This window comes from Sphingomonas sp., from assembly GCF_965200135.1.
Taxonomy (GTDB): Bacteria; Pseudomonadota; Alphaproteobacteria; order Sphingomonadales; family Sphingomonadaceae; genus Sphingomonas.
In genome coordinates this window covers 334,242-352,672 of sequence record NZ_CBDATK010000004.1, presented here as the reverse complement: position 1 = coordinate 352,672, position 18,431 = coordinate 334,242, and the positions used below count along the sequence as shown (strand labels likewise).

16 protein-coding genes are annotated in these 18,431 nt (G+C 64.2%); 7 read left to right on the top strand and 9 right to left on the bottom strand.

Annotation, left to right across the window (positions count from 1 at the left end):
• Positions 1–20: 20 nt before the first annotated feature.
• From gabT to ACOFKS_RS03850, 4 genes are all read right to left on the bottom strand, one after another.
• Positions 21–1,337 carry a 4-aminobutyrate--2-oxoglutarate transaminase gene (gabT, locus tag ACOFKS_RS03865; protein ID WP_419807919.1) on the bottom strand — a complete coding sequence of 439 codons (1,317 nt, stop codon included), beginning with the start codon at positions 1,335–1,337 and terminating at the stop codon, positions 21–23.
• A gap of 46 nt (positions 1,338–1,383) precedes the next feature.
• Positions 1,384–2,655 carry a glutamine synthetase family protein gene (locus ACOFKS_RS03860; RefSeq protein WP_419807918.1) on the bottom strand — a complete coding sequence of 424 codons (1,272 nt, stop codon included), beginning with the start codon at positions 2,653–2,655 and terminating at the stop codon, positions 1,384–1,386.
• A 130-nt stretch (positions 2,656–2,785) separates the two neighbouring features.
• Positions 2,786–3,589 (bottom strand): gamma-glutamyl-gamma-aminobutyrate hydrolase family protein, encoded by an 804-nt coding sequence (locus ACOFKS_RS03855; protein ID WP_419807917.1) that lies wholly within the window; start codon positions 3,587–3,589, stop codon positions 2,786–2,788.
• Between the two features lie 202 nt (positions 3,590–3,791).
• Entirely contained in the window at positions 3,792–5,057 is a 1,266-nt protein-coding gene (locus ACOFKS_RS03850) for an NAD(P)/FAD-dependent oxidoreductase (RefSeq protein WP_419807916.1), read from the bottom strand.
• A gap of 237 nt (positions 5,058–5,294) precedes the next feature.
• Here ACOFKS_RS03850 and ACOFKS_RS03845 point away from each other — a divergent pair, with 237 nt between their 5' ends.
• The 6 genes from ACOFKS_RS03845 to ACOFKS_RS03820 all read left to right on the top strand — a co-directional run bounded on the left by ACOFKS_RS03845 (position 5,295) and on the right by ACOFKS_RS03820 (position 11,323).
• Positions 5,295–6,011, top strand: coding sequence for a GntR family transcriptional regulator (locus tag ACOFKS_RS03845; RefSeq protein ID WP_419807915.1), 717 nt, complete (start codon positions 5,295–5,297; stop codon positions 6,009–6,011).
• 112 nt (positions 6,012–6,123) lie between these two features.
• A complete protein-coding gene (locus ACOFKS_RS03840) occupies positions 6,124–7,395 on the top strand; it encodes an extracellular solute-binding protein (protein WP_419807914.1) in 1,272 nt (423 codons plus the stop codon).
• An 87-nt stretch (positions 7,396–7,482) separates the two neighbouring features.
• Positions 7,483–8,310 carry a carbohydrate ABC transporter permease gene (locus ACOFKS_RS03835; RefSeq protein WP_419807913.1) on the top strand — a complete coding sequence of 276 codons (828 nt, stop codon included), beginning with the start codon at positions 7,483–7,485 and terminating at the stop codon, positions 8,308–8,310.
• Positions 8,310–9,227 (top strand): carbohydrate ABC transporter permease, encoded by a 918-nt coding sequence (locus ACOFKS_RS03830; protein ID WP_419807912.1) that lies wholly within the window; start codon positions 8,310–8,312, stop codon positions 9,225–9,227. The genes ACOFKS_RS03835 and ACOFKS_RS03830 overlap by 1 nt, the downstream gene beginning before the upstream one ends.
• Positions 9,228–9,230: 3 nt before the next feature.
• Positions 9,231–10,295 carry an ABC transporter ATP-binding protein gene (locus tag ACOFKS_RS03825; RefSeq protein WP_419807911.1) on the top strand — a complete coding sequence of 355 codons (1,065 nt, stop codon included), beginning with the start codon at positions 9,231–9,233 and terminating at the stop codon, positions 10,293–10,295.
• A 32-nt stretch (positions 10,296–10,327) separates the two neighbouring features.
• Entirely contained in the window at positions 10,328–11,323 is a 996-nt protein-coding gene (locus ACOFKS_RS03820) for a 2-hydroxyacid dehydrogenase (protein ID WP_419807910.1), read from the top strand.
• 27 nt (positions 11,324–11,350) lie between these two features.
• Here the strand turns inward: ACOFKS_RS03820 and ACOFKS_RS03815 are convergent, their stop codons facing one another.
• The 5 genes from ACOFKS_RS03815 to ACOFKS_RS03795 all read right to left on the bottom strand — a co-directional run bounded on the left by ACOFKS_RS03815 (position 11,351) and on the right by ACOFKS_RS03795 (position 18,300).
• Positions 11,351–12,280 (bottom strand): polysaccharide deacetylase family protein, encoded by a 930-nt coding sequence (locus ACOFKS_RS03815; protein ID WP_419807909.1) that lies wholly within the window; start codon positions 12,278–12,280, stop codon positions 11,351–11,353.
• Positions 12,281–12,443: 163 nt separating this feature from the next.
• Positions 12,444–13,190, bottom strand: a complete 747-nt coding sequence (locus tag ACOFKS_RS03810; RefSeq protein ID WP_419807908.1) for an SDR family oxidoreductase — start codon at positions 13,188–13,190, stop codon at positions 12,444–12,446.
• A gap of 8 nt (positions 13,191–13,198) precedes the next feature.
• On the bottom strand, positions 13,199–16,195 hold the full coding sequence (locus ACOFKS_RS03805; RefSeq protein WP_419807907.1) for a TonB-dependent receptor plug domain-containing protein: 2,997 nt from the start codon (positions 16,193–16,195) through the stop codon (positions 13,199–13,201).
• Positions 16,196–16,232: 37 nt separating this feature from the next.
• Positions 16,233–16,928, bottom strand: coding sequence for a 5-deoxy-glucuronate isomerase (locus ACOFKS_RS03800; protein ID WP_419807906.1), 696 nt, complete (start codon positions 16,926–16,928; stop codon positions 16,233–16,235).
• Between the two features lie 73 nt (positions 16,929–17,001).
• Positions 17,002–18,300 carry a hypothetical protein gene (locus ACOFKS_RS03795; protein WP_419807952.1) on the bottom strand — a complete coding sequence of 433 codons (1,299 nt, stop codon included), beginning with the start codon at positions 18,298–18,300 and terminating at the stop codon, positions 17,002–17,004.
• Between ACOFKS_RS03795 and ACOFKS_RS03790 the strand changes: the two genes are divergently transcribed.
• Positions 18,202–18,414 (top strand): hypothetical protein, encoded by a 213-nt coding sequence (locus tag ACOFKS_RS03790; protein ID WP_419807954.1) that lies wholly within the window; start codon positions 18,202–18,204, stop codon positions 18,412–18,414. The two genes, ACOFKS_RS03795 and ACOFKS_RS03790, sit on opposite strands and share 99 nt — an antisense overlap.
• The last annotated feature ends 17 nt before the right edge of the window (positions 18,415–18,431 follow it).

The window sequence follows — 18,431 nt, the reverse complement described above, 5'->3', positions numbered from 1 at the left end:
GCAGCATCGGCCGGGAACGGTCACGCCGCGACGTCCTCGACCGCCTCGATCGGCAGAGTGACCGAGGCAGGAACCAGCGCCTGTTCGAGTGCGGTCATGCCCTCGTCGATCAGCGCATCGCTGGCCGTCAGCGGCACCAGAATGCGGATCGCCTGGCCGTGCTGGCCGCAACCGAGCAGCACCAGTCCGTACTCCAGCGCGCGGGCGCAGACCCGCTTGGCCTCGGCACCGTCCGGGCCGCCGTCGGCGTCGAGGATGTCGAACGCGATCATCGCGCCTTGCCCGCGCAGACCGGCGGTCGGCACCATCGCATTGCGCCCTGTCCACCCCGCGATCCGTGAACGGATCCGCGCACCGATGACATCGGCGCGGGCGCTCAATTGCTCGTCCTCGATGATATCGAGCACGGCGAGCGCCGCGGCGCAGGCGACCGGTGACCCGCCATAGGTGCCGCCCAGCCCGCCGGGCTCGACCGCGTCCATCACCTCGGCGCGGCCGATCACGCCGGACAGCGGAAAGCCACCGGCCAGCGACTTGGCCACCGTCACCAGGTCGGGTTCGATACCGCAATGCTCGATCCCGAACATGCGCCCGGTACGGGCGAAGCCGGTCTGCACCTCATCGGCGATCAGCAGGATTCCGTACCGCTCGCGCAGCGCCGCCAACGCCTCGAACAGCGCGGGCGGCGGCACGTGAAAACCGCCTTCCCCCTGGATGGGTTCGATGATGATCGCGGCGATCCGCTCAGGCTCGATGTCCGCGGCGAAGAGGAAGTCCAACGACTTCAGCGTGTCCGCAAGGGTAACGCCCGTCGTCTCCGAAGGAAACGGAAGATGGTAGATCTCGCCGGGAAACGGGCCCAGCCCCTTCTTGTAAGGAGAGACCTTGCCCGTCATCGCCGAGGCCAGGAGCGTGCGGCCGTGGAAACCACCGGCAAAGGCGATGATACCCGGCCGGCCGGTCGCAGCGCGGGCGATCTTGACAGCGTTCTCCGTCGCCTCGGCGCCGGTGGTGAACAAGATCGTCTTCGCCTCGCTCGTGAACGGCGCCAGCGCGTTCAACCGTTCCGCCAGGCGAATATACGGCTCGTACGGCATGACCTGAAAGGCGGTGTGCGTGTAGAGTTCCAATTGCGCCCGCACCGCCGCCAACACCCGCGGGTGCCGGTGACCGACGTTGAGCACCGCGATACCGCCGGCGAAATCGACGTAACGTCGGCCCTCCTCGTCCCACAGTTCCGCATTCTCCGCCCGCGCGGCATACACCGCGGTCGCCGATCCGACCCCGCGCGGCACCGCCTGCGTCCGGCGGGTGGAGAGATCGTGATTGGCCGTCATTCCTGAACTCCCTCCATGAACGCATGTCGACGATGAACGCCGGCGGTCAGACCTTCAGTAACAGGTGGTCGCGTTCCCACGAGCTGATCACACGTTGGAATGCGCTAAGTTCCTTGACCTTGATCCGCAGGAACGAATCGACGAACTCGCCGCCCAGAATGTCGCGTACCGCCGTACAGGCGGCCATGCGGTCCAACGCGACGTCCAGATTGTTCGGCAGCGTCCGTTCGTAGCGATAGGCATTGCCGTCGACCATCGGCAGCGGTTCGATCCGGTTGGTCAAGCCGAGATAGCCCGCGACCAGCGAAGAGGCGATGGCGAGATAAGGGTTCGAATCCGCCCCCGGCAGCCGGTTCTCCACCCGCATGCTCCCCGCCCCGCTGATCGGCACACGCAGGCCGCAGGAGCGATTGTCATATCCCCATTGCAGGTTGATCGGCGCCGCATGGTCGGGCTGCATCCGCCGGAACGAGTTGACGTTGGGCGCGAACAGCGGGGTGACGTGCGGAAGATAGATCTGCAGGCCGCCGACGAAGTGGCGGAAGGCCTGGGTCGGGCCATCCTCGCCGCCGAAGAGATTGGTGCCCTTGTCGTCGTGCGCCGAGATGTGAAGGTGCATGGCGCTGCCAGGCTGGTTCTCCATCGGCTTGGCCATGAACGTCGCGTAGACGTCGTTCTGCAAAGCCACTTGGCGCACGATACGCTTGAACAGCAGGACTTGGTCGGACAGATATATCGGCTCGCCGTGATTGAAATTGATCTCCAGCTGCGCCGTGCCGGCTTCGTGGATCATGGTATCGAGGTGCAGCGAGGCGGACTCGGCACGTTCGTAGATTTCCTCGATGATGTCTTCGTATTCGGTGATCGCCTCGAGGCCGTAGGGCTGCGGCGCGGTCTCTGCGCGTCCCGAGCGACCGGTCGGCGGCACCAGCGGCAGGTCGGGATCAGTGTTCACCGCAGTCAGATAGAATTCTAGTTCTGGGGCGACCACCATCGACCAGCCCATTTCAGCGTACAGATCGAGGACCCGCCGCAGCACGTGGCGCGGCGCGATGGCATATGGATCGCCCGCTTTCGTATAGGCATCCGCGAAAACGAAAGCGGTAGGCGTCTTGAAGCCGGGCGCAACGCACATCGAGGCTGGATCGGGGTGCAGGGTCACGTCCGGATCGGCATAGGCGCGGTCCATGCCGTCGTCGGCATAATCGCCGGTGACGGTCACGTCGAAGATGCTGCCCGGCATCCGCAACGTGCCGTTGGCGACCGACTGTAGAAATTTTTGTGCGGGCCAGACCTTGCCGCGCAACACGCCGTTCATGTCGGGCACCAGGCACTCGACTTCGCTGATCTGATGCTCGGAGATCCAGCGGTTGAACATGTCGGTGGTCATTCGGTCTTGTCCTAAAATCCGCCTTGCGGCGGCGCCTCGCTTTGGTCGAGAGCTGCCGCTACCCCCCTCCCGATGCACCGATCAGCGGCAGGCCGCGCAGGGCGCGTCCGAGCAGGCCAAAGAATGCTCGCGACGCTTCGTCATCGTCGGCGTTCCATTCGGGATGCCATTGCACCGCCAGCAACGGCGCGCCGTCGGCAGGACCCGAAACAGCCTCGATCACGCCGTCGGCGGCCCGCGCCTCGACCCGCAGGCCGGCCCCGAGCGCCTGCACCCCCTGGAAATGTACCGAATTGACCCGCAGACTGGCTCGGTCGAGCGATGCCGCCAGCACCCCGCCCTCGGCAAGGTCGACCAGGTGACCATGATCGAACATCCCATCCAGATCGGCATCGGACGATGCATGATGGACGACCGGGCGATCCGCATCGCCGAGATCGCGCGCCAGTGAGCCGCCGAACGCCACGTTGATCTCTTGAAAACCGCGGCAGATGCCGAACACCGGCTTGCCCGACGTCCGCATCGAATTGATCAGCCCCAGGCTCATCGCGTCGCGGCCGTCGTCGAACGGTCCCTGCCCTGCGACCGCTTCGCCATAGCGCTTCGGCATGACGTTGGACGGGCTCCCGGTCAGCAGCAGGCCGTCGATCCGCGCGGCGACTTCCTCGGCCGCGAACAGATCGGGCCGGGCGGGGATCAGCAACGGCACGCAGTCGGCATAGCGGGCCGCCGCCTCGACATAGCGGTCGACCACCGATTGAGCGGTTTCGTCCCCCAGCGTGCGGGTGCAGGCGGTGATGCCGAGCAGCGGACGCAGACGTCCCGCTTCCCCATTCCGGTCGTGATGCCGAGCCGCCGTCATAAACCCCCACGCCGTGCCGACCCCTGGCACGCCACTACTGTGATCGCACACTAGCTCGTTCGGCGTCCGTTGTCACGCGCGGCGCCGTCTTCCCGGAAACGACCGCGCCATCGGTTCAACGTCGGCAGTTTCGCCGAGCCCGCGGCCAGAGATCAAGCCCGACCCTCGGTCCGTCGGAAAGCTCCTGGACAGCATGTCACCGTCATAGCCGGTCCTTGATCGCGAGCATTGTCAGAGCAGCGACGAGCAGCGGCCGGCGCAGTCGCCGCCCGCCCGGAAACATCGGGACCGGAAGGTCGGCCAGTCGATCGAAATCGACCGGGCTTCCGGTCATCGCCGCGGCGATCAGCTGACCGAAATAAGGACCCAGCACTACCCCCATGCCGCAATAACCGGCGATAGCGTACATACCCGGCTCAACGGCGCGGACGAACGGGAGGCGATTGGCGGTAATCGCCAACGTGCCGCCCCAGGCATAATCCAGTCGCACGTCGCGCAGCTGCGGAAAAACACGGAGCAGATGCGGCCTCACCACCGCCGCGACGTCGCTCGGATAGGACTGGGCGAAGCCTTCGCCGCCGCCGAACAGCAACCGGTCGTCGGTCGTGCGGCGAAAGTAATAGACGACCGCTCGCGAGTCCGAAACGGCGACAGGGTCGCGGATCAGCGCCGCAGCGGCGGCACCGAGCGGTTCGGTTACGGCGATGTAGTTGTTGAGCGGCGCGACATGCGCGCTCACCGAGGAGTTCAGATCGCCCAAGTAGCCATTGCAGGCGAGCAAGACCCGCTCGGCAGCGATTTCGCCTTGCGGGGTATGGACGCGAAAGGCTCCGGCTGTCCGCTCGATCCGGGTTGCCGCCGTGTGCGGATGCAGCACGGCACCGGCTGCCTGTGCCGCCCGCGCGATCCCCAGAGCGAGATCGAGCGGGTGCAGGTGACCGCCGGATGCGTCGAATATCCCGCCGTGATAATCGGGACTGTCGACCATTGCGCGCGCCTCCTCGCGATCAACGAAACGCAGCGCGTCGTGGCCGTAGCGCTCGCGCATCATACCGACCGTCGCGCGGCTCTCGGCGACGTAGCGCGGTTTGTGGTCGAGGTGCAGCAGACCCGGCCGCCAGTCGCACGCGATCCTCTCCTCCGCGATCAGCGTCAGCAACGCCTCGCGCGCGGACCATGCCAGCCGCCACAATTCCTGCGCCTTGCTGACGCCGAGGTGCGCCTCGAGCCACGGCTGTTCCCGCCGCATGCCGATATGCGCCTGACCACCGTTGCGGCCCGACGCTCCATCCGCCAATGGCCCGCGGTCGATCAGCACCACCCGCAATCCCCGCCGTGCGGCATGCAACGCCGCAGACAGGCCGGTGTAGCCGCCGCCGACGATGCAAAAGTCGGCCTTGGTCGATCCATCGAGAGGTGCAGCGGCCACCGTCGTCTGCGATGTCGCGGCATAGTAGGTAACGGGCATGGTCCGTCCTGTCGCCGGGCAGGTACATGCGCCGGCCCTGTTCGATGATGCGACGATCGTTCGCACGCGGTCGATGTGATCACAAGGGCAGGCAGACAGGATGTTGCAGCCTCGCGGACGTCGCGATCGCGTGGCCGACCCCGTGGCGCCGGCGCCGTAGGATCATATTGTCTAGATCGGCAAATCCGGCCACATTCGGGCATGCCTGATCCTCCTGCCAATACCGCTCGTCCTCGCGTGACGTCGGCCGCGCCGCCGACCGACGGCACCGGCGTGGACTTGCCGCTGCATGCCAGCATCTACGAAGAGCTGCGTCACCGGCTCGTTACCGGGCGGCTGGCCCCCGGCTCGCCGATTTCGACCCGCGGCTTGGCCAAGGAACTGGGGGTGAGCCAGATGCCGGCGAGGGAGGCGGTCAACCGTTTGGCTGCAGAAGGCGCGATCGAGATCCGATCGAAACGTCAGATCAAGGTGCCGGCCATGACCGGGGACCTGCTGGATCAGGTCGTCCGGTGCCGCGTCCTTCTCGAGCCGGAGGCGGCGGTCGCTGCGCTGCCTCACGTCACGCCGACGCTGATTCGCTCCCTGCGGGCGATCGACACGCGCCTCGATGCCGCGCTCGAACGCGGCGACGTGGTCGATTATATGGACAGCAATTTCCAGTTTCATTTTCTGATTTACCGCGCTGGCGGCGACACGGTGATGAGCCGCCTTATCCACTCGTTGTGGCTTCGGTTCGGCCCGATGATGCGCGTCGTCTATGGGCGCGTCGGCACGGCAGGAGTGATCGATCAGCATGTGCGTGCCATCAGGGCGTTACAGGACCGAGATGCCGCGACGCTGCACGACGCGATCCGCGACGACATCCTGGATGGATTGCGGATCATTCAGGAGCATCTGATCGTCGGCGACGAGACGGGCAGTGGCGGCCGGTTGCAGCGGCAAAAGGCTTGACAAGCAACCTGCGTTGATTTGTGATCACAAGCATGGGAGCAGCCGCTCGCCTCATTACAGTACGGGTCGCGGGTCCATCCCGTGAGAGACGGGACGAAGGACGGAACCGGACGTGCTGATCAGGACGAGCGTTTGGCTGCAGATCCTGACCGCGATCTGCTGTATTGCCGTCGCGCCGGCGGCGGCGGCGCCGGTGACCACCATCCGGATCGCGACGCATTACAACGCGGAGCAGATCGCTCCGCTCCGCGCCTGCCTACGCCTCTATGAAGCCGAGCATCCGGGAATCCGCATCGTCAGTCAGCAGGTATCGTACGATGACTTCTTCCAGGCGATCCAGATTTCGCGCGTCGGTCGATCGCCGACCGACATCTACAATCTTTATTCGATCTGGGCGCCGCAGCTGATCGGGACGGGTACGCTCGACGTGCCGCCGTCGGATGTCGGTCGGTTCGTGCGGATGAACTACACCGCGTCGACGATCGGGGCGGCGACGATCAGCGGGCAGCTGTGGGGCATCCCGAGCGCCGTCAGCGTCTATCAGCTCGTGTACAACAAGAAACTGTTCGCCGCCGCCGGCTACCACGCGCCGCCCAGAACATGGCGCGACATGGCGCGTATCGGTGCGGCGATCGCCAGAAAGAACCGGCAGGGCAACCTTCTCGTCGGTGGCTATGCTTTCGGGATATCCGTCGCGAACGTCACCCATGTTTTCTATTCTGAAATGTTCGCCGCCGGGGTTTCGCCCTATACCGCCGACCTGCGGCATACGAACCTCCGCTCGCACGCCGCCGTCGACATCCTGACCAAGCAGGTAGCGCTGTTCCGGCGCGGGATCACCAGCGGCTCGGTCCAGGCGGTCGACTTCGCGGGCGGCAACATCGGCATGACGGTAATGCCGAACTGGTTGAAGGACACGCTCCGCGCCTCGCTGCGGAACCGCTTCGACGACACGATCGGCGTGGCGCCGATTCCCACCGATGGCGCTGGCGGCACCATGATCTATTCCTTTTTCTGGGGTGTGGATTCGCAGAGCCGAGTCAAGCGACAGGCGTGGGACCTGCTGCGTTGGCTCAACGGCCCGCGTGGCGGCAACGGACTGTCGTGCACCGGCCGGATGCTGGCGGGCATCGGCGAACTGACGGGCAACCGCGCCGATCTCGCGGCGATGCGCGGCAGCACCTCGGATGCATTCAGCCAGCAGTACATCGTTGCGCTCGCCTCGCCGGGCGCGGTCAGCCAGCCGAATATCTGGCATGCGTCGGAGGTCGATCGGCTGCTCAAATACTATATCGAACTCGCCTGGGCGGGTCGCATGACGCCGGCTGCGGCGCTGGCCGCCGCGGACAGCGGCATCACCGACATCCTGAACGAGCAGCCATGACGCGGCGCAGCCGTCCTGGTCGGTGCGACTGACGTGCTCGAATGGTTATCGTCCAAGCGCGTCGCGCCCTACCTCTTCCTGGCGCCGGTGTTCGTCTTCGGCGTCGCGCTGTTCGTCGGGCCGCTGCTGTTCGCAGCCTATATAAGCTTCACGGACTGGAACGGCGTCGGCAGCCCGGAATGGGTCGGCGTGCAGAACTACGCCTATCTGCTCGGCCGTGACCGGTTCTTCTTCACGTCGATCTGGAACACGCTCGTCTTCGCCGCCGGCACGGTGGTGGTGGGCGTCCCGGCGGCGCTGGTCGCGGCCGCGCTGATCGCCCGCAGCCGGTTCCAGGGCGTCTGGCGCACCATATATTGGCTGCCGATGATCACGAACATCGTCGCGGTCGCCTATATCTTCTGGTACATCCTGAACGACACCTCGGGGTTGATGAACCGGGCGCTCGACTTGTTCGGGCTTCCCGGCCCGAATTGGCTGACGAGCCCCTCCACCGCGATGTTCTCGACCATTCTGGTCGCGTCGTGGATGTCAGTCGGTCAGAACGTGCTCGTCTTCCTCTCCGGTCTTGGGGAGATCGACGAGACCTACTACGAAGCGGCCAGACTGGACGGTGCAAGTCCACTACAGCTCTTCTGGCACGTCACCATTCCACTGTTGCGGCCGACTATATTGTTCGTCCTGATCACCACCCTGATCAATTCGCTCAGCTCTTTCGTGCTTATGCTGATCCTGACCGAAGGCGGTCCGGCGCGATCGACCACGGTGACCGGCCTGTATCTGTACGACATGGCATTCACCGACCTGCGACTCGGTCGGGCGTCGGCCGCCGCCTACATCCTGTTCGGGATCATCCTTGTGATCAGCTTGGTTCAATTACGCCTGCTCCGGCGTGGCGGCGTGGAGGCACATTGATGAACGCGACGCCGACGCCTCCTGCCTCGCGGCGACGCACCCGGCTCTCCACGATCTTGCTGGTCGTCGCGAAGTACGCCGTCCTCCTCGTCGGGGCGCTGGTGATCGTCTTCCCGTTCTTCGACATGTTCCTCGGATCACTACGCACCCCGGCGGAGCGGTTGGCGGTGCCGATGGTCTATTGGCCGCGCGATCCGCAATGGCACAATTTCGTTCGCGTCTTTACCGAGCTGCCGATGCTGACGTGGTTCGTGAACAGCGTCATCGTCACTTTTCTGATCACCGCCATTCAGATGCTGACCAGTACGATGGCGGGATATGCACTGGCTAAATACCGGTTCCGTGGATCGCGCGTGCTGCTGAGTGCGGTGCTTGGTGCTCAGATGTTCCCCTTCTTCCTGCTCATCATCCCGATGTTCTTCCTGTTGCGCTTCGCCCCGCTGGCCGGAGGGAACGACTTGTTCGGTCAGGGTGGTTCGGGCCTCCTGAACTCCTATGCCGCGATGGTTCTGCCGTTCGCGGTGACCTGGTATGGCATCTTCCTGATGCGCCAGTCCTTCATGAGCGTACCGAACGAGATCATCGACGCTGCGCGGATGGACGGTGCGGGTGAGTTTCGCATCTTCGCCACGATCGTTCTGCCGCTGGTTCGGCCGGGGCTCGCGACGCTCGGCATCTTCGTCTTCATCTATCACTGGAACGAGGTGATCTGGACGATGACGGTTACGCGAAGCGCGCCCGATCTTCAGACCATTCCGGTCGGCATCTATCTGCTGCGCGGTGCCTTTATCGATCAGTCCACCTTTTCGCTTCAGCAGGCGGCGGTGTTCGTCTCGATCGTTCCGGTCGTCGCCGTGTTCCTGCTGCTGCAGCGATATTATGTGCGCGGACTCACCGCCGGCAGCGTGAAGGGATAAGTCATGGCGTCGGTAGGCCTTCGTCAGCTGTGCAAGTCGTTCGATGCCGTCGACATCATCAAGGATGTGACGCTCGAGATCGAGCACGGCGAGTTCGTCGCGCTGGTCGGCCCGTCCGGCAGCGGCAAGTCGACGCTGCTGCGGATGATCGCCGGGCTGGAAACGGTGACGGCGGGGACGATCGAAATCGACGGCCGCGTGATCAACGACGTCTCGCCCAAGCACCGCGACATCGCGATGGTATTCCAGAGCTATGCTTTGTACCCGCACATGACGGTCAGGCAAAATCTCGGCTTCGCCCTCAAGCTGCGCGGCTGGAAGAAAGCCGAGATCGCGCAACAGGTCGCCGATGCTGCGACCTCGCTTGACCTGACCCAGCTGCTGGATCGCTATCCACGGCAGCTCTCGGGCGGTCAAAGACAGCGTGTGGCGACGGGTCGGGCGATCGTGCGGAATCCGGCCGTGTTTCTGTTCGACGAACCGCTGTCCAACCTCGATGCCGCATTGCGCGTGCAGGTGCGCGCCGAATTGCGGCAACTGCATCGACGCCTGGGTGTGACCGCGATCTACGTCACACACGACCAGGTCGAGGCGATGACGATGGCTGACAAGATCGTCGTGCTGCGCGACGGTCGCATCGAACAGATCGGCGCACCGCTGGAACTCTATGATCGTCCGGCGAACACCTTCGTCGCAACCTTCATTGGTTCGCCGTCGATGAATCTGATCTCCGGCACCTACCGTCACGGCGCGATCGACTTGGGTGACGGTGCCATGCTGCCGGTCGGCGCCTCGCTGAAGCTGGAGCCGGGTGCGGCGCTGACCGTCGGCGTGCGTCCCGATCATGTCGAGGTCGTGACGGATGACGACGACAGCGTCGAGGCGCGGGTAATCGCGCTCGAGCCGACCGGGGCTGAAACGCTGGTCATGGTGGAACTGGCGGGCACCAGGCTGACGGTCGTCACGAAAAAGCGACTTGCCCTGCTGCCCGGCGATCCGATCCGGCTCCGTCCCAACCTCGCCGACCAGCTGTATTTCGGTGCCGACGGGCAGCGGATCATGGCCTGATCTCGTTCTTCATGTGGCGGAGCCGACGTACCGTGACCAAGCAGAAGATCCTCGTCGTTTCCGACAGCCTCCACCATCTTCCTCAGGCGGTCGCCACGCTTGCCGGCTGCGGGCACGACGTCGAGTATATCGATGGCCTGATCGGCTTCCCCGAAATTGCGGCCAAGCGTCTGGGCGATCTCGCCGGCGCCGATGCGATCGTCATGGGACGGGTGATGAACACCGACGAGCATGCACTCTCGTTCGCACCTCGCGTAAGGGTGATCGCACAGCACACCTCGGGTTCCGACAACATCGATCTCGCAGAGGCGACACGACGCGGCATCACCGTCACCAACGTCCGGGGCGTCAATGCCGAGCAGTGCGCCGAGTTCTCGATCGGTCTTATGCTCGCCGTCGCGCGCCAGATCCTGGTGGGCGACAGGGCGATCCGGGCCGGCCGCTGGGCTGCCGACACGCAGTCGAGCCTCGATCTCTACGGCTCGACGCTGTCGGTGTTCGGCCTGGGTATGATCGGCAAGGCGGCGGTGCGACGCGCCGCCGCGTTCGGGGTGAAAATACTCGTGCACACACGCACGCCCGACGTCGAGTTCGGCGAGAAGTACGGGATCGAGTTCGTCGGCAAGGACGAGGCGCTTTCGCGCGCCGACATCGTCAGCATCTATACCTCGCTGTCGGACGCCACGCGCAACATGATCGGTGCCCGCGAACTCGCGTTGATGCAGCCGCACGCCTATCTTATCAACATAGCGCGCGGCGAGCTGATCGACGAGGACGCCTTGTTCGAGGCTCTCGTCGAGCGCCGGATCGCCGGCGCGGGTCTGGACGTATTCACCGTCGAACCGCTGCACGCCAGCCGCTTCTTCGAACTCCCGAACGTCGTCCTCACGCCGCATCAAGCAGGTCTCGCGCACTCGGCGAAGGTCGACGCCGCGATGCGCGCCGTGCACAACGCATTGTCCGCTCTTGCCGGGCACCTCCCTCCCGATGCGATCAACCCGACCGCCTTTGCCGCGTTCGGTACATAAGACGCCGGAGCGGCCGGCGCCCCCCCGCTACTGCAGCTTCTGGACCTTGAAGTTCGAGAACAGATAACGAAAGCCGGCCTGGCGCAGCATATCGTCGGCTTCCGGATTGACGCCCAGTTCGGCACCTTCCAACCAGCAGAAACTCTCGATCCGCGTGCCCAGTTCGCGTTCCATTTCGATCTTCGCCGCAATGATCTCGTTCTCCAGAACCTCGCGGCTGGTGTCGGGTGTCACTTCGAAATGGGAACGGGTGTGGCACGCGAACGCATGACCTCGGCGAACGATGTCGCGCGCCTCGTCCCAGCTGAGTGCGTAGCGCTCGCCCGGATATTCATCGACCGCCGGAAGGTGAAGTGTATGCTGCGCCGCATAGCCACGCTGCTCCTCCGCCGGCACGTTGAGGAAGCCGGAGGGCACGAACAGCCATCCGGTGAACCCGAACTCCTCCAATATCGGCAGCATCACGTCCAGATTGTCACGATAGCCCTCGAACAGGGCGGGCATCAGGCCGGGCCGCTCGTGCGACCAGCGGCCTTCCATGGCTTCCGCGAAATTCGCGGGAGTGACAGGTTCGAATGCGTGCGACAGCGCCTCGATCTGCCGACGGAACTCGGCCTCGCGATATCGCGGGGTCGCGTGGAAGTTCACCAGTCGAATAGTCTGTGACCGCGCCATCCCGGCAGCCAGTTCCGCGAGCACCGGCGGCGCCGCCGCGGGCATGAGCCATGTGTTGGCGATTGCGGCCGAGGGTAGCTCGATCGGTGGCTCGGCGCTCGTCGTGAAGTGGCGGTCGGCAAGAACCTCCAGCAACCGGGCCACATCGTCGAGGTCGAGCTCGGGCTTGCGTAACGCCAACACGGCGGCGAGTTCCGCCAGACGCGCGCCGAGAGGGTCGTTCGTCTCGGCAGCAATCCCCGCCTGTCGATCGCGCGTGCAGTCTTCCGCGATCAGGAACATCGGGACGCCCATCTCCGCGTACCGTTCGGTTTCAAAGCGATCCGGGTCCGCGATCAGGATGTCGATCAGCGTCTCGACCGAGAACGCCTGTGAATGAGCGGACATGGACGATCGATCCTCTTCGCAATGGTGATGGTCGTTCCGAGCGGACCGGGAAGGTCGGCTACCGGCCGCCGCTGATGTTGATCGTGATTCCGGTGCAGTAGGACGCCTCGGCTGAAAGGAGCCACATGATCGCGTTCGCCACCTCGTCGGCGCTGCCCGTCCGCTGCATCGGAACGCTGGGCGCCAGCCGCTCCGCGCGCAAGGGATCCCCGCCGCTGGCATGAATGTCGGTGTCGATCAGTCCGGGGCGCACGCCGTTCACGCGGATGCCGTCGGCGGCGACCTCCTTGGCCAGGCCGATCGTCAGGGCATCGACCGCTCCCTTCGACGCGGCGTAATCGATGAACTCGCCGGGGGCGCCGAGCACCGCCGCCATCGAGGACACGTTTACGATCGCGCCTCCCGTGCCTCCAGCCGAGACCGCCATGCGGCGCACCGCCTCACGGGCACAAAGAAACGTGCCGGTGAGATTGGTCGCCATCGTCGCCTGCCAGCGATCCAGACCGATGTCGCGCAGCCGAGTTGCAGGCGCGAGTATGCCCGCATTGTTGATCAGTCCGGCGACCGGACCAAACGCCTCCTCCGCCAGATCGAAAAGCTCGACGACATCCCGCTCCGAGGCGACGTCGCTGGCCACCGCCTTGGCCTGCCCTCCCGCACGTTGAATGTCCGCGACGACCGCCTCTGCGGCTGCGCCGGCTGACCGGTAGCTAAGACATACCGACCAGCCCGCTTGCGCCGCCACGCGCGCACAGGCGGCGCCGATCCCTCGCGATCCGCCGGTGACGACAAGGGCGCGCGCCATGGTGCCGGTCAGCGCCCAAGGTTGAACTTGGCACCGGCATAGAAAACCCGTCCCAGCGGCGAGATCGGCGTGCTGGTTCCGTATGAATATGCATCGGGCTTCTGATTGGTGAAGTTGTTCACCCCCACGTAAAAGGCGAAGCCGTTGTCGAGCTGATACCTGACCTGTGCATCATGCTGCCAAAGTGCGGAGTAACGAAAATACTGGGCCGCCACGACATTGGGATCGGCTGCGATAGTGTTGCGATCATATGTCAGTGTCTTGTCGTTCCATCGCAGGTTATAGTTGATGGCCAGTCCGCCGAGCGTCCATGTAGGCGAGAAATTAGCGGTGTATTGCGGTGAACCTGCCTGATCGACATTGTTGGTAGCGGGTGCGCCGGGAATGCCCACCTGCTCCAGCTTGTCGAGATAGCCCCCGACAAACCTCAGATCGAACGTACCGGCACCGGCCACGCGAAACACGTAATTTATATTGACGTCCAGGCCGGCCGTTCGGAACTGTGCCACGTTGAGAGGCCCGACGGTAAAGCCGGTTATGATGCCGGTGCCCTGCGCGCGGGTGAACTGGTTGCAAAACTGGTTCGGCACAGTCGGCTGGTCGACGCACTGTACGGCGAGACCGTTAGGATCGACGGTGTTGATCGCACCGGTCAGCTTGATGTCATACCAGTCGATTGCAGCATTGAAGCCGGGTAGAAAGCTCGGCCGCAACAAGACGCCAGCTGTCCACGTCTTGGCCACTTCGGGATCGAGATTGCGGTTCCCGGTCGAAGTGCCGTTGACGAAATTGCCGGTCTGCAGGCCCGGCCTAGATACCGCGCCGACGGCGGCGAGCGTCGCCGCGCAATTCGCCGCACGAAACCGGGTCCCGTTATTGATCTGGTCGGGTGTGCAGGGGTCGGTAAAGAACGCGGAAGTCGAAGAGGTCGGCTGAAACAACTCGCCGATGTTGGGCGCTCGCACCGACCGGCCATAGCTGCCGCGGAAAGTGATATCCCGGATCGGTGCCCAAGTGCCGTTGAACTGCCAGGTGTTGGTGCTCCCCACCGTCGAATAATCCGAATAACGCCCGGCCGCACCTACCGACAGGACATTGGCGAACGGCACATTCCTTAGAAGCGGCAGGTCGATTTCGCCAAAGGCTTCCTTGACGTCGAAGTGGCCGCGAGAGGGCTGCACAAGCGCAGGCTCGTCATACTGGAAGAAAAGGCTGCCGGTCGTATTGGTGACCGGATCGAGTGCGTTGAACCGGGGATCAGGATCGAACCGACTGGATTCTCGCCGGTACTCACCACCGAACGCGAACTTTATCGGTCCGCCCGGCAGCGCGAAGAACTGCCCGAAATCGCCACTGATGCTCGCACTCGCGACATGCTGCTCGATGCGCGCGAGGTTGACGTCGCTCACTCGGAAATAGGCGAGTTGTTCTGGTGTCGCAGGCCCCGCGCCAAACAGGCTGATCGGAATGCAGCCGGTCGTCGGGTTGTTTGCGGGATTGCACACGATCTGGCCGGTTGCAGGATTGCGCACGGCGTCGATCGCATCGGTATATTGCTTGGCGAGGCGGTCACCTATTTTGGTGGTACGAACGGTGGTTCGCCCATATTCGTAATAGGCGTCCCATGTAGCGTGTTCCGATATCCGTCCCGATGCGTCGACCACCCCCCGGTAGGTGCGGCGCAAGTCCTCTTCGCCAGGACGGCCGTAATCGAAATTGTCGCGGCTGACCGATATGGACGCAGGCGTGAACGTGCTGACGCCGTCTGGTCCGACCACGGTGGTGCCGCCCGAAATCGCTGCAGCGTAGATACTTGTCGGAATGTACGGATTGTTGATGCTGATCGGGATACCATAGCTGCCGGTGATCTGTCCGAAGCTGCTAGCGCGGTTCTGGACATATTTGGCCTCGACCGACAGCTTGAACGCGTCGGAGAAATCATAGTGACTGAGCAGGTTGACCGCATGCCGCTCTGTCTTGGGGAACAGATCGCCCTGGTAGAACCCTGCGACTTCGCTGCCGACGCCGCCGACCTGGTAATAAGCCGCGGGGGTGCCGCTGTCGTAAGGCCGGCCGAGCCCGTCGAATTCCTGATTCGCGTTTCCCCCGACGAATACATAGCCGAGTGGCGACTCGCCCCCATATCGGATCTGTCCGACCAGAATATTCGACGGTCCCGCGCCATCGTTGGGGATCAGATACTTACGTTGGGCAAACGTCAGGAAAGGACGATCATCGTTCCTGACGGCATCGTCTGAATTATATTCATAGGTCAGCGTCATGTTGCCGCGGCCGCCGCCGAAATTCTTTCCCGCCGCGAGCGACGCGAAGTGGTTACCGGCATCGCCATAGTCGGAGACGCCGATCTGCGCGCGCCCGGTGAGCCCCTCGAAGTCGCGCTTCAGGATGAAGTTGACCACGCCGGTCACGCCGTCGGCCCCGTAGATCGCGCCGACCGCGCCAGTCAGCACGTCGACCCGCTCGATCAGATCGGTCGGGATGCTGTTGATGTCCACCGCCGCGGTGTTCGCCTCGCCCGCCACGTGGCGGCGGCCGTTGACCAGCACCAGCGTGCGGTTGGTGCCCAGGTTTCGAAGGTTCAGTTCGTTCAGCCCGGTCTGGCCGAAACTCCCGTAGGTGCCGTTGCCGCCCGAGGTATCAGCGCGGTCCCGCGATCCGGTCAGCGCCGGCACCCGCTGCAGGAAGTCGGTCAGGTTGGTGTTACCCGACTGCTGGATGTTGGTCGCATTGAACGAGACGATCGGGTTGGGCGCTTCGAAGTCCGGTCGCGCGATGCGCGATCCGGTGACGATTACGTCGCCCCCCGGTGCCGCTTGATCGACCGGTGCCTGCGCGGCGTCGGTCGGTGCCGCGGTCGCCGGGTCGGTCGACGGCGGCACAGACTGCGCGTCGGTCGTCGGCACGGTCTGCGCGAAGGCGCTGATCGGGAAGAACAACGTTACGCCGGCAAGCAGCACCGCGCGTGAGGTTCTGGCAATCGGCATTGGGAGTCCCCTTCTTATTTTCGCCACGTATCGCGGCCTATTCGTTTCCCACATCAGAGCCTTGCGATCTTTCGCCGTGGCGCTGCAATCCCGTTATCATCAGCATGTCGACCGATCCGGCGTGTCCCTTCAGCAAGACGCGCTCACCGCTGCCGACGGCGATTGTGTCCCAGTCGTTTAGCCGATGCTCACCGATGCTTGCACTACCGCCGTCATCGGACCGGACGTGAACGAACCGCTCCGATGGTGGCTCGACCTGGTCGACGGTCTCGCCCGCGCTGATCGTTGCGAGCGCGACATCCATGCCGGTCGCATACCCGATGATCTCGAGGCGGCCGCCCTTCGCCGCGAAACCTCTCGGCGGCCGAGGGTCGCCGCCTACCGGCTTCGTTCGTGCATAAGCGATGTCGCAATCGCGGATCGCGCTCAGCCGATAAGAAGCGGAGGGCGGCATATAGATCACGTGCGAGCCGCCGTCGTGACGAAGCGGGATTTCGGTCATAGCGCTACCGCTGGATATCACGAGGTCGGCCTCACCGCGCATCAAGACGATGAACACCTCGTCGTCTTCCGCCTCGCCGTCGATCTCCATTCCTTGGACGAACGAATAGACCCGCAGCGACACCAGGTCCGAGAAACCCGTCCGCCCCTGATCGACATCGGTCGGTCGCGCGCAAGGCCCCGCCCCCGGCAGATCGATCCGTCGATCGAAGTCGGAGCGGAAGAGCATCATGTGCGCCCCATCCCGCCCGATGCCGGCGCGACCCGCCGCCGTTGTACCATCGAAAGGGTGGCGGCGCGGCAGCTCATGCGAACTGCGGCAGATATGCGTGATGCGCGTCGATCAGGTCGTCTCGCAACGACCGAGCCGTATCGGGATCGCTCACCGCCCCGTCGGCAAGCAGCGCCTCCAGCATCAAGTCGCGGCTACCCTTGAGCGCGGCGTCGACTGTGATCTCGATGGCGGAAATCTTGGATTGGAGCTTGGCGATCAGCGCCGCTGGCAAATCGTCGGCCATCAGCGCGGCAAAACCGCCGCCGACCGCAGAAGCGTTACACTCGATGATCGCGTCTCTGGGCAGGTACGGTGCCTGCCCCGCGTTCGGCATGTTGACGGAGAACACCTTGCGCTCGTCGCGCTGCAGCGAATGGATGATCTCGAGCAGCTGCTCGCTCTCGCCCGGCACGTTCTCGTAGTAGGCCGGCGGCAGCGGCTGGTCCGAGTTGGCGATGGCAAGCATCTCGTCGAACCACTTGTCACCCAAGGCGATCCGCTCGTCGATCGGAAAAGCCTCTCGCCCCAGACGCTGGCCACAATACGCCCCGCCCGGAAACCGCTCGGGATAGAACTCCACCGCATGCCGGTCCATGGCGCAGGGAAAGACCGAATATTTCTCGAACATGCCCCATGAGAAAGGGTTGTCGGCATAACGCGGTGCCCGCCCCTCGACGATGTTCGCCCAGACGCTCTTGCTCGCCAGCTCGGCGTCGAGACCGGCCTTCTGCGCGTCGATCTTGGCGCGGATCAGCGGCTTGGCGTCCGCGCCGTTGTGGAACAACCGGGTGAGGAAGGTAAGATGATTGAGGCCGACCCCGAACGACGAGACCGATCCGTCCTCGACGCCCAGGAAGCGTCCGATCACGCCCTCCACATGATGAACGCCATGACACAGGCCGATCACCGGAACGCCGGTTTCCTTGCGGATGGCGCGGCAGATCGCCGTCATCGGATTCGAATAGTTGAAGAAGACAGCGTCAGGGCACAGATCGGCGATGTCGCGCGCGATACCGATCATTTGCGGGATCATCCGCATGGCGCGCGATATGCCGCCGGGCAAGGCGGTGTCCCCCACTGGCTGGAAGATGCCATAGGTACGCGGGATCTCGATATCGCGCTGCCATCCGATCCGGCCACCCACCGCGATCGTCGTGACCACGTAATCGGCGCCGCCGAGCACGGTGCGACGATCGACCGTGGCAGTAACGGGGATGTCGGCGTTCTTGGCATGCAGCATCTTGCCGACCAGCTTCTCGACGGCATCCAGCGTCACGGGATCGATGTCGACCAGCGCCAGCTCCCACCTGTCCGCTTCGCCGGCGAGAATGATGTCGGCTACCAGGCGCTGCGTGAAGACGGTGCTGCCCGCTCCGATCAGCACCAGCTTATGCCGAGACATAGAACCCACCCCTCATGCGCTTCGACCGCCAACAGGTTGTAACCTGTGATCGCAGTCTA